This is a genomic window from Colwellia sp. 6_MG-2023 (assembly GCF_030547765.1).
Lineage (GTDB): Bacteria > Pseudomonadota > Gammaproteobacteria > Enterobacterales > Alteromonadaceae > Colwellia.
The window spans coordinates 59051-73630 of record NZ_JAUOPP010000003.1; the positions used below are offsets into that span (position 1 = coordinate 59051).

Annotated in this window: 16 protein-coding genes; 5 read left to right on the forward strand and 11 right to left on the reverse strand. The window is 36.0% G+C overall.

From position 1 onward, the window contains the following. Nucleotides 1-25: 25 nt before the first annotated feature. The 5 genes from lepA to rpoE all read right to left on the reverse strand — a co-directional run bounded on the left by lepA (nucleotide 26) and on the right by rpoE (nucleotide 4800). The gene (gene lepA / locus Q4503_RS02930) at nucleotides 26-1816 is read right to left on the reverse strand and encodes a translation elongation factor 4 (protein WP_215971352.1); all 1791 of its coding nucleotides are present in this window, start codon (nucleotides 1814-1816) and stop codon (nucleotides 26-28) included. Between the two features lie 102 nt (nucleotides 1817-1918). Next, nucleotides 1919-2410, reverse strand: coding sequence for a SoxR reducing system RseC family protein (locus Q4503_RS02935; protein ID WP_252727311.1), 492 nt, complete (start codon nucleotides 2408-2410; stop codon nucleotides 1919-1921). Next, nucleotides 2410-3423 (reverse strand): MucB/RseB C-terminal domain-containing protein, encoded by a 1014-nt coding sequence (locus Q4503_RS02940; RefSeq protein ID WP_215971353.1) that lies wholly within the window; start codon nucleotides 3421-3423, stop codon nucleotides 2410-2412. The genes Q4503_RS02935 and Q4503_RS02940 overlap by 1 nt, the downstream gene beginning before the upstream one ends. A 91-nt stretch (nucleotides 3424-3514) precedes the next feature. Further along, entirely contained in the window at nucleotides 3515-4144 is a 630-nt protein-coding gene (locus Q4503_RS02945) for a sigma-E factor negative regulatory protein (protein ID WP_303601345.1), read from the reverse strand. Between the two features lie 77 nt (nucleotides 4145-4221). After that, nucleotides 4222-4800: an RNA polymerase sigma factor RpoE gene (gene rpoE, locus Q4503_RS02950; protein ID WP_215971355.1), complete on the reverse strand. Its 579-nt coding sequence runs from the start codon at nucleotides 4798-4800 to the stop codon at nucleotides 4222-4224. Nucleotides 4801-5031: 231 nt separating this feature from the next. Here rpoE and nadB point away from each other — a divergent pair, with 231 nt between their 5' ends. Further along, entirely contained in the window at nucleotides 5032-6687 is a 1656-nt protein-coding gene (gene nadB, locus Q4503_RS02955; RefSeq protein ID WP_215971356.1) for an L-aspartate oxidase, read from the forward strand. Here the strand turns inward: nadB and Q4503_RS02960 are convergent. After that, nucleotides 6662-7057, reverse strand: a complete 396-nt coding sequence (locus tag Q4503_RS02960) for a protein YgfX (RefSeq protein ID WP_215971357.1) — start codon at nucleotides 7055-7057, stop codon at nucleotides 6662-6664. The genes nadB and Q4503_RS02960 overlap by 26 nt on opposite strands. Nucleotides 7058-7088: 31 nt before the next feature. After that, on the reverse strand, nucleotides 7089-7361 hold the full coding sequence (locus Q4503_RS02965) for a succinate dehydrogenase assembly factor 2 (RefSeq protein ID WP_215971383.1): 273 nt from the start codon (nucleotides 7359-7361) through the stop codon (nucleotides 7089-7091). A 198-nt stretch (nucleotides 7362-7559) separates the two neighbouring features. Here Q4503_RS02965 and ygfZ point away from each other — a divergent pair, with 198 nt between their 5' ends. Together ygfZ and Q4503_RS02975 are read left to right on the forward strand one after the other, a co-directional pair. Continuing rightward, a complete protein-coding gene (gene ygfZ, locus Q4503_RS02970; protein WP_215971358.1) occupies nucleotides 7560-8540 on the forward strand; it encodes a tRNA-modifying protein YgfZ in 981 nt (326 codons plus the stop codon). 80 nt (nucleotides 8541-8620) lie between these two features. Continuing rightward, complete coding sequence (locus Q4503_RS02975; protein ID WP_215971359.1) at nucleotides 8621-9115, forward strand: peptidylprolyl isomerase; 495 nt, start codon at nucleotides 8621-8623, stop codon at nucleotides 9113-9115. Between the two features lie 177 nt (nucleotides 9116-9292). Here Q4503_RS02975 and Q4503_RS02980 read toward each other — a convergent pair whose 3' ends face one another. From Q4503_RS02980 to Q4503_RS02990, 3 genes are all read right to left on the reverse strand, one after another. Beyond that, nucleotides 9293-9646, reverse strand: a complete 354-nt coding sequence (locus Q4503_RS02980) for a DUF1428 domain-containing protein (RefSeq protein WP_215971360.1) — start codon at nucleotides 9644-9646, stop codon at nucleotides 9293-9295. 529 nt (nucleotides 9647-10175) lie between these two features. Further along, nucleotides 10176-10658 (reverse strand): cupin domain-containing protein, encoded by a 483-nt coding sequence (locus Q4503_RS02985; protein ID WP_303601346.1) that lies wholly within the window; start codon nucleotides 10656-10658, stop codon nucleotides 10176-10178. Nucleotides 10659-10984: 326 nt separating this feature from the next. Continuing rightward, nucleotides 10985-11467: a YajQ family cyclic di-GMP-binding protein gene (locus Q4503_RS02990; RefSeq protein ID WP_303601347.1), complete on the reverse strand. Its 483-nt coding sequence runs from the start codon at nucleotides 11465-11467 to the stop codon at nucleotides 10985-10987. A gap of 145 nt (nucleotides 11468-11612) precedes the next feature. Here Q4503_RS02990 and Q4503_RS18835 point away from each other — a divergent pair, with 145 nt between their 5' ends. Together Q4503_RS18835 and Q4503_RS02995 are read left to right on the forward strand one after the other, a co-directional pair. Then, entirely contained in the window at nucleotides 11613-12011 is a 399-nt protein-coding gene (locus tag Q4503_RS18835) for a VanZ family protein (protein WP_215971362.1), read from the forward strand. 7 nt (nucleotides 12012-12018) lie between these two features. Then, a complete protein-coding gene (locus Q4503_RS02995; RefSeq protein ID WP_303601348.1) occupies nucleotides 12019-13002 on the forward strand; it encodes a ketopantoate reductase family protein in 984 nt (327 codons plus the stop codon). Between the two features lie 41 nt (nucleotides 13003-13043). On the opposite strand, the gene thiI is transcribed toward Q4503_RS02995, so the two are convergent. Further along, nucleotides 13044-14498 carry a tRNA uracil 4-sulfurtransferase ThiI gene (gene thiI / locus Q4503_RS03000; RefSeq protein ID WP_215971364.1) on the reverse strand — a complete coding sequence of 485 codons (1455 nt, stop codon included), beginning with the start codon at nucleotides 14496-14498 and terminating at the stop codon, nucleotides 13044-13046. Nucleotides 14499-14580 lie beyond the last annotated feature (82 nt).

A 14580-nucleotide genomic window follows, 5' to 3' on the forward strand; every position in this document is an offset into this window, starting at 1 on the left:
AACACTTATTATTTGTATTTTTTAGTTAATTATCTAATTTCAATACTGCTAAAAACGCTTCTTGAGGTACTTCAACATTACCTACTTGCTTCATACGTTTCTTGCCGTCTTTCTGTTTTTGTAATAGCTTTTTCTTACGACTAATATCACCACCATAACATTTAGCGGTTACATTCTTACGTAACTGCTTTACGGTAGTTCTCGCAATAACGTTATTGCCAATAGCGGCTTGAATAGCAATATCAAACATTTGACGATGAATCAGCTCTTTTAGTTTATCAACGAGCATACGACCACGTGAAACAGAATTATCTCTGTGTGTAATCATAGCTAAAGCGTCAACTCGGTCTCCGTTAATCATAACATCGACACGCACCATATCGGCTTCCTGGAAGCGAATAAAATTATAATCGAGTGAAGCATAGCCACGACTTGTTGACTTTAACTTATCAAAAAAGTCCATTACTACTTCAGCCATAGGTAACTCATAAGTAACGGCAACTTGATTTCCGTGATAAATAATATCTTTTTGTACGCCACGCTTTTCAATACATAGGGTAATAACACTACCTAGATATTCTTGTGGCACTAAAATATTAGCTTGTACAATTGGCTCTCTAATTTCGTCAATATTATTAATTGCAGGTAAGTCAGCCGGATTATCAATAGATAATACTTCACCATTCGTACAGGCAATCTCATAATTTACGGTTGGGGCTGTCGTAATTAAATCAAGATCATATTCACGTGCTAAACGCTCTTGAATAATTTCCATATGCAACATGCCAAGGAAGCCAATACGGAAACCAAAACCCAAGGCCGAAGAGTTTTCTGGCTCGAAGAATAAAGAAGCATCATTAAGACTTAATTTATTCAAAGCATCACGGAAATTTTCATAGTCATCAGAACTAATAGGAAAAATACCTGCGTACACCTGTGGCTGTGCTTTTTTAAATCCAGGAAGTGCATTCGCTGTTTCTTTTTTACTGATGGTAATGGTATCACCTACAGGTGCTCCATGAATTTCTTTAATGCCTGCAATCACAAAACCAACTTCACCAGCACGTAATATACCAGTATCAATTTGTTTAGGCGTAAATATTCCTACTTTATCAACTTGGTGAACTTGTCCTGTAGACATCACCAACATTTTATCGCCTTTCCTAATTTCACCATTAATAACTCTTACCAAGGAAACAACACCTTGATAGTTATCAAACCATGAATCAACAATTAGCGCTTGTAACGGAGCATCATACTCACCTTGCGGTGGTGGAATATTTTTAACAATCGTTTCTAAAACATCTTCGATGCCAAGACCTGTTTTAGCAGAACAAGTCACGGCATCAGTCGCATCAATACCAATGATATGTTCAATTTCTTCACTAACACGTTCAGGATCGGCTTGTGGTAAATCTATTTTATTCAAAATAGGAATTACTTCTAAGTCCATTTCAATGGCGGTATAACAATTAGCTACGGTTTGTGCTTCAACCCCCTGTCCGGCATCAACGACAAGTAATGCACCTTCACACGAGGCTAACGAGCGTGATACTTCATAAGAGAAATCAACATGTCCTGGAGTATCGATAAAGTTAAGCTGATAAGTTTCACCATCTTTCGCAATATAATCTAAAGTAACACTTTGTGCTTTAATGGTGATGCCTCGTTCACGTTCAATGTCCATTGAATCAAGAACTTGGGCTTCCATCTCACGTGCTTGCAACCCCCCACAATGTTGAATTAGACGATCTGAAAGTGTTGATTTACCGTGATCGATGTGAGCAATAATTGAGAAGTTACGTATATTTTTCATAAATGGCTATTCAGATAAAAAGTTATTAATTCAAGAATGGCGTGATCTTAACGAATTTAGCGCGCTGGGGCTATCTTTTGTTCAGAATTTTCACAACAGATGTTAACTTTCGCTAATATTGTTGACTTCAAGAGGCTTAGGTAAAACACGTAAAATTTTCGGCTGCAAATTTTTTTGCTTAATTGGGTCGCTTTGCAGTTTTTTTGCTAAACGATAACCTAAGTAACCACCGACACTACCAATAACGATTGCGATTAATTCATGCGGTATTATCGCTTTCTGTACTAGCCATTGACCTAATGCTGAAAACGAAAAGAGCCCTAATATAGGTAATAAATAGACTTGCCAAGCACTACTCAATACATCTTCTTCAGGCACAGTTAATAAAACACTATCACCAACCCCTATTATTTGCTTATTCAGTGATTTAGGTTTACCTAAGGTAAATGATAGCTTTTTATGAGGTATCGCTTTGGCAACTTGCCCGTTGGCACAGTTATTAACTTGTGAGCAACTATTGCAAGTAGACTTTATTTGACTAACGACTGTAATATTACCATGACTAATCTCGGTAACGGTTGCTAATTCTTCCATTATGGTGAAGTAACCTTAGTATTAAAACTGACTGAATTAGCTATTTCCTTCGCGGTCTCTAAAGGAATTTTCCCAACAACACTTACTTCAATATTATTAACTACCTGGCTCAATACCAAGGTGGCACCGTCATTACCAAATTCTAATGGTCTGTTTTTTTCATTACTTGGATTAACATAAACCGAAATATCTACTAAACCATCATTAAAAAGCATAAATTCAACGGCTTGTTTATTGGTGCTAATACGATGTCTATCTGATTTAATTGGCTTAAATCCAGTAGGTAGCCAGTTAACTTGCCAAGCAAGTTCTGTTGTTTTTTGTTGAGTAGCAACATCAATTACTTTTGGTAATTCAGTCGTTTGTAGTTGACTCAAGTTTTCTGAAACAGTATCTGTTATGTCTAAATGAGTAAACTGAATTTGTTCAAGTAAGTTACCTTTGCGAGTGATAATTGCTAACTTTAATAGCAAGCCACTTTGTTGATCTAACCAAAGCCAATACCCAAAACGATGCGAATCTTTTGGTACAATACGAACTAACTGTGCTGCCCTACCTAGCACCCTATTTTTGCCCACTAAAACCAAATGATAGTTTTCTTCTAAAATACTTATATCTTGGCTAAAAACAGCAGGAATTGGACCACTAATTTGTGAAGAGTCAATAGAGTATGGCGCATATTCTGGTTCATTATAACTAACGATATTATTAATACGTAGAATATCGCGACGTGGGCCATTTAATAAAGCTAAAATTTCAAGCTCAACATATTTATTATTGTCGCCTTGTTCAGCCGTTTTATTTTCGGCAAGACCATGCAACCAATGATAAGGCTCTGCTTGGTTATTTTTAACGACAACAAACGAAGTGTTAAAATTTAGTTGACGTAACGATTGAGAAAGTCGCTCTAGGAGTAACTTTGCTTGTTCTTCATCGGCAGACACAGCTGAAAAACTAACAAATAAACTGGTGATAAAAATGCAGATAAAGGAGAATGATGTTAGTAATTTCATATTTTCTCGTGGTTTAGACAGTAAAAAGTGAATAACTCATTATACTTAAGTTACTCACGTTTCATATAGGGGGAGATCAAAGGTTTGCTTTCTATTGAGATTTTTCTAATTCTTTGTCCATCTCAGCAAGACTTTCCTTCTTATCTGTTTTTCTAACTTCACTCAACTTAATTTGTTGCTCATGATCTGATAATAAAGCTTGAAAACGTCTTTGTTGCTCAATTCTTTGCTCAAGTTCAGCCTGCTGTTGTGACTTGGTATTTTGCTGATAATTAAAGCTTACTGGGTTAGCAAATCCACCTAACGGTTTAGTTTGTACTATTTGACTTGGCATAATAACTTCATTGGTATCCACGGTATTTTGCTGTACTCCAATAATCATTAATCCTGCTGCCGAGGCTGCAATAGCGAATTGTCCTGCAGGTTTTATCAGCTGGATAACTTTAGCTTTAAATCCGGTAGCTGCATTATTATTGGAAGTATTAGGCGCTAATACTGTTGGTTCATCTGCAATTGCTGATGCTATTTGTGCCGATAAATCTAACTGTAATGCTGCTGGTACTTCATTGCGCATTACATCACCGATTAAATGGTAGTTCTCCCAGGTGTTTGCTAAGTTTTCATCCTTGAGCATTTCGTCAATAGTCTGTTCAGACTCTTGCTCAGGAACACGATAGTTATCAACTATAGATGATATTGTCTCAAACTTACTTTCACTCATACTTTAACCTTTTAATTCACACCTAAATTGGTGTTAAAATTGATAAACTTTCGTTTAACTAGCCATTATTACGCAAGTTAACTTTTTAGTAATGGTGTGATTTTTTTATCTATCACATCACGTGCTCTAAAAATTCGCGAACGCACTGTACCAACAGGGCACTCCATAATGGTTGCTATTTCTTCGTAACTTAATCCTTCAATCTCTCGAAAATTTATTGCCATTCTCAAGTCATCAGGTAGTTGCGCTATTGTATCGAAAATCACCTTTTTAATTTCTTCAGTAAGTAATACTTTTTCAGGTGAAGCATTTTCTCTTAGCGCTTCCCCTCCATCATAAAACTCAGCATCTTCTATTTCAACATCATTACTTGGTGGTTTTCGACCTAAAGCGACACTATGATTTTTTGCACAGTTCACTGCAATTCGATATAGCCAAGTATAGAATGCACTTTCCCCTCTAAAATTAGGTAAGGCTCGATACGCTTTAATAAAAGCTTCTTGTACGATATCTGGCACATCACTGTGATTACTTACATAGCGCGACACTAAGTTAGACACTTTATGCTGATATTTCGTTACTAACAGGTTGAAGGCGTTTTTATCCCCTTGCTGAACCCGCTCAACCAATGCTTGGTCGACGTTCTGTTCGCTCATTTGAGCCATTTCTCCTAAATATACTCTACAAAAAATTCAGAGTAAAAAATCATTTTACACATTTGGCTCATAACAAACGCATAAATTAAGACTACGGGTTCTAGAAAAAGTTCTATTTAATTTCATTTATTTCTATTTTAGTCTCAATTCATACTTGCTAGCTCTATTATCAAACGCTAATTAACGTTAATATCGTACTATAATAACTGATTTTACTTAACATTCGTATATATGAATCAACAAAACAATTGTGACGTTTTAATTATTGGCAGCGGCGCTGCTGGTTTAACACTTGCCTTACATTTAGCAAAAAATGCAGATGTCGTTATTTTGAGCAAAGGTCCATTAAATGAAGGATCGACTTATTATGCTCAAGGTGGTGTGGCAGCCGTTTTTGATGAAAATGATAGTATTGAAGATCATATTTCAGACACTCTCGTTGCCGGTGCTGGCATATGTGATGAAAGTGCGGTGCGATATACAGCGGAAAGTGCAAAAGCATGCCTTGATTGGCTCATTGAGCAAGGTGTTAATTTTGATAAAGAAGATGACACTCAAGGCGAAGCTAAATACCATCTAACAAGAGAAGGTGGTCATAGTCACCGCCGTATCCTTCATGCCGCAGATGCTACGGGTAAAGTTATTCAAACAACTTTATCAGAGCGAGTGAAACAGCATTCGCGTATTCGTATATTTGAACGTTACAATGCAATTGATCTTATTTGTGATCATAAGGCCGACTCTAAACAAGCCGATGATAAAAAACAGTGTATTGGCGCTTATATCTGGAATAGAAATACAGAAAAAGTTGAAAGTATTTATGCTCAAAAAACTATTTTAGCAACAGGCGGCGCAAGTAAAGTTTATCAATATACCTCTAATCCTGATATTGCAAGCGGTGATGGAATTGCAATGGCATGGCGAGCGGGCTGTCGTGTAGCAAACATGGAATTTAATCAATTCCATCCTACTTGTTTATTTCATCCTGATGCTGGAACCTTTTTGTTAACAGAAGCGTTACGTGGCGAAGGAGCTAAACTAAGACGACCTGATGGTAGTCGCTTTATGCCGGCTTTTGATGAGCGAGCAGAATTAGCACCTAGGGATATTGTCGCCCGAGCGATAGATTTTGAAATGAAACGTTTAGGTGTTGACTGCATGTACCTAGATATAAGTCATAAACCTGCTGAATTTATTAAACAACATTTCCCTACTATTTATCAACGCACCAAAGATTTAGGTATTGATATCACTAAACAGCCAATCCCTATTGTACCCGCAGCACATTATACCTGTGGTGGCGTCATGATAGATCAGCATGGTAGAACTGACGTTCCTCAACTTTATGCTATTGGAGAGATGTCTTATACTGGCTTGCATGGCGCGAATCGTCTAGCGAGTAATTCATTACTAGAGTGCCTAGTTTATGCACGAGCCGCCGCTTTAGAAATTAGCGGTTCGTTAACCCATAGCAACTCTTTTATTGACTTACCACCTTGGGATGAAAGTCGAGTAACAGACTCTGATGAAGAAGTTGTTATTCAACATAATTGGCATGAACTACGCCTATTTATGTGGGATTATGTTGGTATTGTTAGAACCACTAAAAGACTTGAACGAGCCTTGCATCGCGTAGAATTATTACAACAAGAAATTCAAGACTATTATCGAAACTTTAAAGTTAGTAATAATTTACTCGAATTGAGAAATTTAGTACAAGTAGCTGAGTTGATTATTCACTGTGCGCTGAAAAGAAAAGAAAGCCGAGGTCTACACTATACCTTAGATTATCCGGACACCTTACCTGATGCAAAACCAACGATACTGACAACTAAATTAAACTCAATTAAAAGTGTAGTGCCTAAGGTTGACGATTTAATTGAGTAATAACAGTGACTAATCGAGAAAAATCTTGTTCACTTAGACTATCACGGTAAATAAAAAGAGCTTTATTTTTACTTACCTTATCATCAAGCATTAAACTCACTGTAGTGATGGGCTGTAAAATTAACCAACAGCCCAAAAAACTAAAGCGGCTACTTTTTGATAGTTGATAGTCATTCCCTTTAAGAGAACAAATCCCCTCTTTACTTAACTCAAAGTTTACACCCGTAACACATTGAACTGATTTACTTGATAGCCAAAAGCCAAATAAAAATAACGTAAGTACAATAACAACTAATGCAAGATGATAAGCATAAGTAAACAATAATACGGGTAACAGAAGTATCGCAACAAATCCTCCCACGTATAACATAGGCTGATAACGTGAACTTCTAACGCATATATTATACTTTAACGCGGTTGAGAATAAGTTGCACCATGGTGTTAAGTTCTTGGTCTTCACAAGCCTTATGCCCCATAAACCAAGCGAATAGATCTGGATCTTGCTCGGTCAGTAAACGTTCAAAAACGTATTGTTGTTTCGATGTTAAATTATCATAAGCTTCATCAACAAACGGTATAAATAGTACATCTAGCTCTAGCATACCACGACGACAAGCCCATCTTAGTCTTGCTTTATTGACTATAGGTTGAGGATTTTTTTCTAGAGAGCTTATTGATGTTGGCATAGTAATTTACCTAAAGTGATGTTCTAAGGATTAACCGTTTTGCTTTAACGTGTTGTTTAGTAGAATACATTGTAACAATAACAGCTGTTTTACCGCCAATAAATTGTGTGTTTTTTGCAACTAAACTTGATTTATTGCTCTTTCACCCTTATTTATCTTTTATTAACCACAGCATAGGCTTTTCTTATGTCAATAAACCTTGAAGCAAACTCCCCTACTCTAGAGCAATTACCCGACACTTATTTAGTTTCACTAAATCATTATAGTGCTATTGCATTAACGGGTGAAGAAAAGAGCAAGTATTTGCAGGGACAAGTCACTTGTGACGTAACCATAAGTACAGAACATAGCTTACTTGTTGGTGCACATTGCGATGCTAAAGGCAAAACATTCAGTGTTTTTCGCTTATTAAATAGAAACGACGCACACTTATTAATTCAGCCTGAATCGAGTATTGAGTCATCAATGGCAGAACTAAAAAAGTTTGGTGTTTTTGCCAAGGTTGATATTTTAAAAGCTGATGACTTAGCGATTTTTGCATTAATAGGTGATGACGCTGAAACTATATTAAAAAATAATTTTTCACGTATCCCTGATAGTTTAAACCCCGTAGTACAGTCAGACTCTACAACACTGGTTTATATTTCAGGCAGAATAACTCGTTACTTATTAATTGATTCAACCTCCAGATTAGAAAATATTATACAAGGCATCAATTTACCTGTTTACTCTAATAATATCTGGAATTTACTCGAAATCAGTGAAGGTTTTGTTCAGTTATCTCATCAAAGCAGCGGTGAATACGTTCCTCAAATGCTTAACCTACAAGCTATTCACGGTATCAGTTTTACTAAAGGCTGCTATTTAGGCCAAGAAACTGTCGCTCGTATGCAATATTTAGGTAAGAATAAAAAAGCCCTGTTTTCATTAACTACTCTTCTGAATCAGCCAGTACAAAATGATGATATAATTGAAAAACAATTAGGCGAAAACTGGCGTAAAGCTGGTGATGTATTATCTACATATCAAGCTGATGATGGTACATGCTATATCCAAGCTGTATTAGGGCATGATGTTGATAGCTCAACTCAATTAAGAATAAAATCACAACCTGACGCTAAGGTAGCAGTTGAAACATTACCTTATTCGTTAACGGTTGAGGAATAGAAAAATCATACTTAAAACGTTAACTTAATCTCTTAACGTCTAAACTTAACTTTAAACTCAGTTTTAACATTGGACAATATATGAAAATTACCAACAATTCAGTAGTCGTAATGCACTACGCAGTATCAGACAGCGAAGGTTCATTAATCGACAGCTCTTATGATGATAAACCTATGACTATTATTCAAGGCTCAGGTTATCTGATTGAAGGCCTTGAAGAGGCATTAATCGGTCATCAAGTTGGTGATCAATTTAAAGTTGATGTAAGCGCAGATAAAGCTTACGGTGAACGTCATGACGACTATGTACAAACAGTACCAAAAGAATTACTGCAAGGCGTTGAAGATTTAACACTGGGTACTCAACTGCGTGCTAGTACTGATGATGGTGAGCAAACAGTTATTGTAATCGATGTTACAGACGATGAAGTAACTGTTGATGGTAACCATCCATTAGCTGGTATTGATTTGAGCTTTGAAGTCGATATTTTAGAAGTACGAGAAGCAACTGAAGAAGAGCTTGCGCACGGCCATATTCATGGCGAAGGTGAAAGCTGTGGGCATGATCACGATTAAATAACAATTTAACTCATAGGTAAAGTTCGAGTTACAAGCCTTCAACATTTAACTAAGGTGGCATAACTCAAACTTTATCTAGTAGATTCCAAAGACCTTTTAACGAGCCACTTCAAGTTCAAAGCCAGCCAGGTTATTGGCTTTTTATGTTCCTTGTTAATTAAATGGCACTCGCAACTATTCCTCTATAATAACTTCGAAGCCACCGTATATTAAACGCTTGCCATCAAAAGGCATTGGATTTTGCTCTGGATCCATCCTAGGATCTTCCATAATGGCTTCCCAACCAGCATCACGTACTTCCTTCGTCGGCCATAATACAGATGAAAATACTACCGTTTCATTGTTGCCGCAATGAACAGCCATAGGGAAGGATGTTATATCGCCATCAGGAACATTATCCCCCCAAGTTTCAGTGACTTTCAGTGCACCGTGATCTTTAAAAACAACCGCAGATAACTTAGCATGTTCAATATATTTTTCTTTATTTTCTGTTGGGACTGCAGCTACAAAACCATCTACATAAGACATAACTAACCTCTATTTAATATTCTGCTGATTGAATGATATATCCACAAATAACCATAGCATAACTTTTATTACTAATCCTACTGCTCCAGCCTTCCAACCTACCTGCTTTAAAGGCTTCTGTTTTTCCTCTACCCTACATTAATTCATTAAGTTGCGGCTGCTGTATATTTTTAACATAATTCGTTTGATGAAAAAGGCTTTAATAACCAGGCTTCATTACTACAGTCATCTGGGTGGGGAATAAGGGATGAACTCGATATATTTTGCCTTCATTTGAGTTAGCCTAACCTACAGGTTATTCAAAAAAGTTACGCTCTTTTTAAATACGAGTACCTTATCAGAGAACTAATCAAGACTTTAATATTGTTATATTAGGTTAGCGAGATTATACGCCTTATTCATAAAGGTGGGCTCAAAGATGTGGTCAAAATAAGAGTAAATAAGTTATCCTTGATAAGTTTTTAAGCAAGTTAAACTCACCATAACCTGCTGTTTGACGCATAGCGTGAACAATCAAACTGATAGCTTGTTATGACTTTTTTCCTGCATTTGGTTCATTGATATCTCCAATATTTACAAGGTTCCATGGCATATTTTTTTGACGATAAATCCGTTTATTCAACTTTGGATAGTCAGCAACATCATGATCCAAACGCTGACCAATTACGATACATTTAAACAAGTCCTTACCATTATTGCGCAAAGCGTGGGCCTTACCACCAGCACGATAGCCAATAAAATCTCCAGTTTTTACTGTATATTTTTCTTTACCTATTTGTGCTTCAGCCGTACCTTCAAGTACATAAACACATTCATCTTCATGGTAGTGTTTATGTAACTCTGTAGATTCGTGGCCAGGTAGAATTTCAATAATGTGAAAACCGAACCCAGTCAACCCTGTGATATCCCCCAATGATTTATTCAGCCTTTTGGCATTATCATTAAGAAAATGTGTCTTCGAACGACCTTCAAACTTATCTATTTCTTCCTTAGTAACTAGATATTTATCCATTATAGCCCCCAGAGTCATCATGCTTATTATATAGAAATATCAGCCATATTTTCTTCATAACCTTTGCTTAAATTGCTACTAATACACCACAATTACAAATAATTAAAAAATATTTTAGATAAGAAATTTACGTATGCTTAGCAATATATCTCCAACAAATTATAAAGTTTTCGTTATGTATATTGTCAAGTGATAGAAAAGTGATGCGTAAGTAATTATTGGATAACTTTTATTTTAGATCAAATAGTCAAACTAGCGGTGTTATATCGAGTTTCAGTCGCTACGACAAATGACTAAAACTCGATAAGTTAACACTTAAATAAAAGTTAATCTTTAAAGTTAGTAAACTGAAAAGATTGCTCTAAATCAGCTTCTCGCACAAAACGCATTACCGCTTGTAAGTCATCACGTTTCTTTCCTGTAACGCGAACTTGCTCACCTTGAATGGCCGCTTGTACTTTAAATTTTTCTCCTTTAATAAGCTTAACAACTTTTTTGGCTACGTCTTGTTCAATTCCTTCTTTAAAGGTTACTTGCTGGCTCCAATTTTTACCTGTTGCAGAAGCAGCTCCTATTGTCATCGCTTTAGCGTCAACTTTACGTTTAGTTAATTGACTACGTAACATATCACAAAGCTGTTTTAGTTGAAAATCACTTTCAGATTTTACCGTTACTACAGGCTTTTTCCATTCGAAACTGGCTTCTACACCACGAAAATCAAAGCGAGTTGATATTTCACGGTTGGCATTATCTACCGCATTACGTACTTCTTCTAAATCAGTCTCAGAAACAATATCCATTGATGGCATAATTATTCTCTTTCAATTAAATTATTATTGTCCCTATTATACCTAGCAAAAAAAGCCAAACAAGCAGACCTCACGAGAATTTTTCATCCACAAACGCTGAGGACATGGTAATATTAAGGTCTTATTTTTTTAAAATGTATACCTTGTGAAAGTACGACATCACCTAACTTTTTTTATCTTCGTTTTCTGCTGTGGGATAGCCCTATTTTTTTCTCATGAATTATTACTACCTGATGCCCTAACAAGAATAATATTTCGCTCTCCGCAAATAGATACTATTGGTCATTTTATTAGCTTTTTCGTTTTAAGCTGGTTAGCGATTTCAGTAATAAAGCTATCATTATTAACTACTTTTTTTACGCTATCTTGCTATGCTGGGCTCAGTGAGCTAGGGCAATATTATTTAGGGTTTCGTAATGGTGAGTTTAGTGATTTTTTTGCTGATATAGCGGGGATCATTTTATACATACTGTTTAAAATTGCTTATTTTCGATATAAATCATTTATGATTCAGAGAATAAAAAACAACAAGCTTCAAAGGTAACATTTAGTTGAAAAATATTATTATTGTTGGGCAAGGCGCGATAGGCTTACTTTGGTATCATCATATTTTACAGCTGATAAATAACCACGGTGATTATAATGAAGCACGGCTGCATTTGTTACCCTCGAAGAGAATCGATTCAACTTCTCCTTCAGCTAAGCCGCGATCTAATAAGACATCAACAAATCAAATAACCATGTCCTATGATCAATATTCTTTTACTGATCATAATGGTTTAGTACATCAGGGTAAAATTAATTACGCGCAAACTGAGGATATTGAGCAAGCTGATCTCATTATTTTTTGCGTAAAAGCTTTTCAAATATCGTTAGCACTGGATAATATTGCAAATAAATTAAAAAGTAATATTACTATTGTACTTGCTCATAATGGTATGGGAACCTTGTCAGAGCTATCGCAAAATATAATCAAGCACCAGAATATTTACGCATTACTCACAACACATGGTTGTTTGCGCTCAGCGCCTTTTACTGTGACACATACCGGAGTTGGTTCAACAGATATTGGTTTACTTTCAGGTGTGCCGAACTTAGCACAGCAAGAATCACTGACAAAATTATTAAATACCGCCCTACCTCAAGTAACATTTCATCAAGAAATCAATAAAAAACAATGGTTAAAGCTAGCAATCAATTGTGTTATTAATCCATTAACTGCAATAAACGATATCAGTAACGGTGAAATAAATAATGCTGAATATTCATCAACAATTTTAATATTACTAGAAGAAGTAGTGGCTGTAGCTGATGCTGAAAAGGTGAATTTAGATTTAGCAGATCTTAAAATAATAGTGAAAAATGTAGCACAAGCAACCGCTAAAAATAGCTCTTCTATGCGTTGTGATATTACCGAAAAACGTACGAGTGAAATAGATTACATTAATGGCTATATACATCGCTTAGGTATAAAACACAAACTTGCCACACCAGAAAATACTAAAATGTGGCAAGCGGTTAGCGCGCTAAGTTAAGGTGCTGACCTAATACGCTAATTTAAGAACTAAACTTGCTTTTACGGACGATATACCTTTACGTTACTGAAACCGTTATCAATCAGGTAAAGAGCTTGTAGCTTACTCATTACCCCGTGATCACAGTAAAGTAGGTAATCTTTACTCATATCTAAATCACCAAACTGAGTGGCAAGTTTATAAAAAGGGATATGTTTAACTTCAACATTATCTAAGCTTAATGGCTTATCTTCTTCTTCTTCTGGACTACGAATATCAACCACAACAGCATTGTCTGGAATATTCTCTACTAGGTCAACTGCGTGAATTTCTTCTTCGGTCTCTTTACCAATATCACGAATATCAAAAACACGGGTCTCGCTAATAACTTTATCCAGAATATCAAAATCAAAATGACCTTCTTCTTCTTCAACTTTAGATAATACCGCTTTTACTGTCGGTTTCTTTGAAATAACACCGCAATACTCAGGTATAGTTTTCGCAAAATCTTCTGTACCAATATCACGAGCTATATCAATAATATCTTGTTTATCATAAGCAGCTAATGGACGTAAAATAAGTGTGTCTGTTACTCGATTAATAACGTTTAAGTTAGTGAGTGTTTGACTAGACACTTGCCCTAAACTTTCGCCCGTCACTAGCGCTTGAATTTTACCTTTTGCAGCTATTTTACTCGCGGCACGCATCATCATACGTTTAAGTATTACGCCCATTTGACTGTTTTCAACTTTTTCTAATATTTCAGCCACAACAGGTTCAAAGTCAACAGCAAAAAATTTAATCTTGTGAGACGCACCAAACTTATTCCATAAATAATAGCTAACTTGCTTCACCCCTACTTCATGAGCAGAGCCACCTAAATTAAAGAAACAATAATGAGTTCTAGCCCCTTTTTTAATCATTTGATAACTAGCAACCCCTGAATCAAAACCACCAGACATTAAAGACAAAACGTCTTCTTGGGTTGCGATAGGAAAACCACCTAGCGCTTTATGACGTTGGGTAACAATAAATAAATCTTTGTTTTTTATTTCTAAACGAATAGTGACATCAGGTTTAGTCAGTTTAACTTTTGAACTTTCTACTGACTGATTTAAACCACCACCAACATATTGCTCTACTTTCAGTGAATTAAAGTCATGTGTACCCGTACGCTTTACACGAACACAGAAAGTTTTATTTTCAATCGTTTTAGCATGAATGGCTAAAGTTTTTTCATAAATATCATGAACATCAATAAATTCTGACTGCTGAACTTCTAAAAACATCGGTACACCTGGAATACACTTAAGTGCTTCCACTAAACGTTCACGGTTTTCAGAACTATTATCTTTAGTATTTACTTCGATGTTATCCCAGTTCATCCGCGTGGTAACTTTTTCATCAATGCGGCGTAAAACATTTTTAATATTCGATTCTAAGATCTTGGTAAAACGCTTACGAACAGGGCGAGATTTAATGGTGATTTCAGCTTGCAGCTTTACGATAAATTTCATCGATGTTGGCCTAATAAATATAACAATAAGAATAATGGCGCGCATTATATACCCAAACCACCTCAAAATGCGAGTTAAGGCA

Coding starts and splice junctions, on each gene's coding strand:
- lepA (WP_215971352.1), bottom strand. CDS start 1,816: ATGAAAAATATACGTAACTTCTCAATTATTGCTCACATCGATCACGGT.
- Q4503_RS02935 (WP_252727311.1), bottom strand. CDS start 2,410: ATGGAAGAATTAGCAACCGTTACCGAGATTAGTCATGGTAATATTACA.
- Q4503_RS02940 (WP_215971353.1), bottom strand. CDS start 3,423: ATGAAATTACTAACATCATTCTCCTTTATCTGCATTTTTATCACCAGT.
- Q4503_RS02945 (WP_303601345.1), bottom strand. CDS start 4,144: ATGAGTGAAAGTAAGTTTGAGACAATATCATCTATAGTTGATAACTAT.
- rpoE (WP_215971355.1), bottom strand. CDS start 4,800: ATGAGCGAACAGAACGTCGACCAAGCATTGGTTGAGCGGGTTCAGCAA.
- nadB (WP_215971356.1), top strand. CDS start 5,032: ATGAATCAACAAAACAATTGTGACGTTTTAATTATTGGCAGCGGCGCT.
- Q4503_RS02960 (WP_215971357.1), bottom strand. CDS start 7,057: ATGTTATACGTGGGAGGATTTGTTGCGATACTTCTGTTACCCGTATTA.
- ygfZ (WP_215971358.1), top strand. CDS start 7,560: ATGTCAATAAACCTTGAAGCAAACTCCCCTACTCTAGAGCAATTACCC.
- Q4503_RS02975 (WP_215971359.1), top strand. CDS start 8,621: ATGAAAATTACCAACAATTCAGTAGTCGTAATGCACTACGCAGTATCA.
- Q4503_RS02980 (WP_215971360.1), bottom strand. CDS start 9,646: ATGTCTTATGTAGATGGTTTTGTAGCTGCAGTCCCAACAGAAAATAAA.
- Q4503_RS02985 (WP_303601346.1), bottom strand. CDS start 10,658: ATGGATAAATATCTAGTTACTAAGGAAGAAATAGATAAGTTTGAAGGT.
- Q4503_RS02990 (WP_303601347.1), bottom strand. CDS start 11,467: ATGCCATCAATGGATATTGTTTCTGAGACTGATTTAGAAGAAGTACGT.
- thiI (WP_215971364.1), bottom strand. CDS start 14,498: ATGAAATTTATCGTAAAGCTGCAAGCTGAAATCACCATTAAATCTCGC.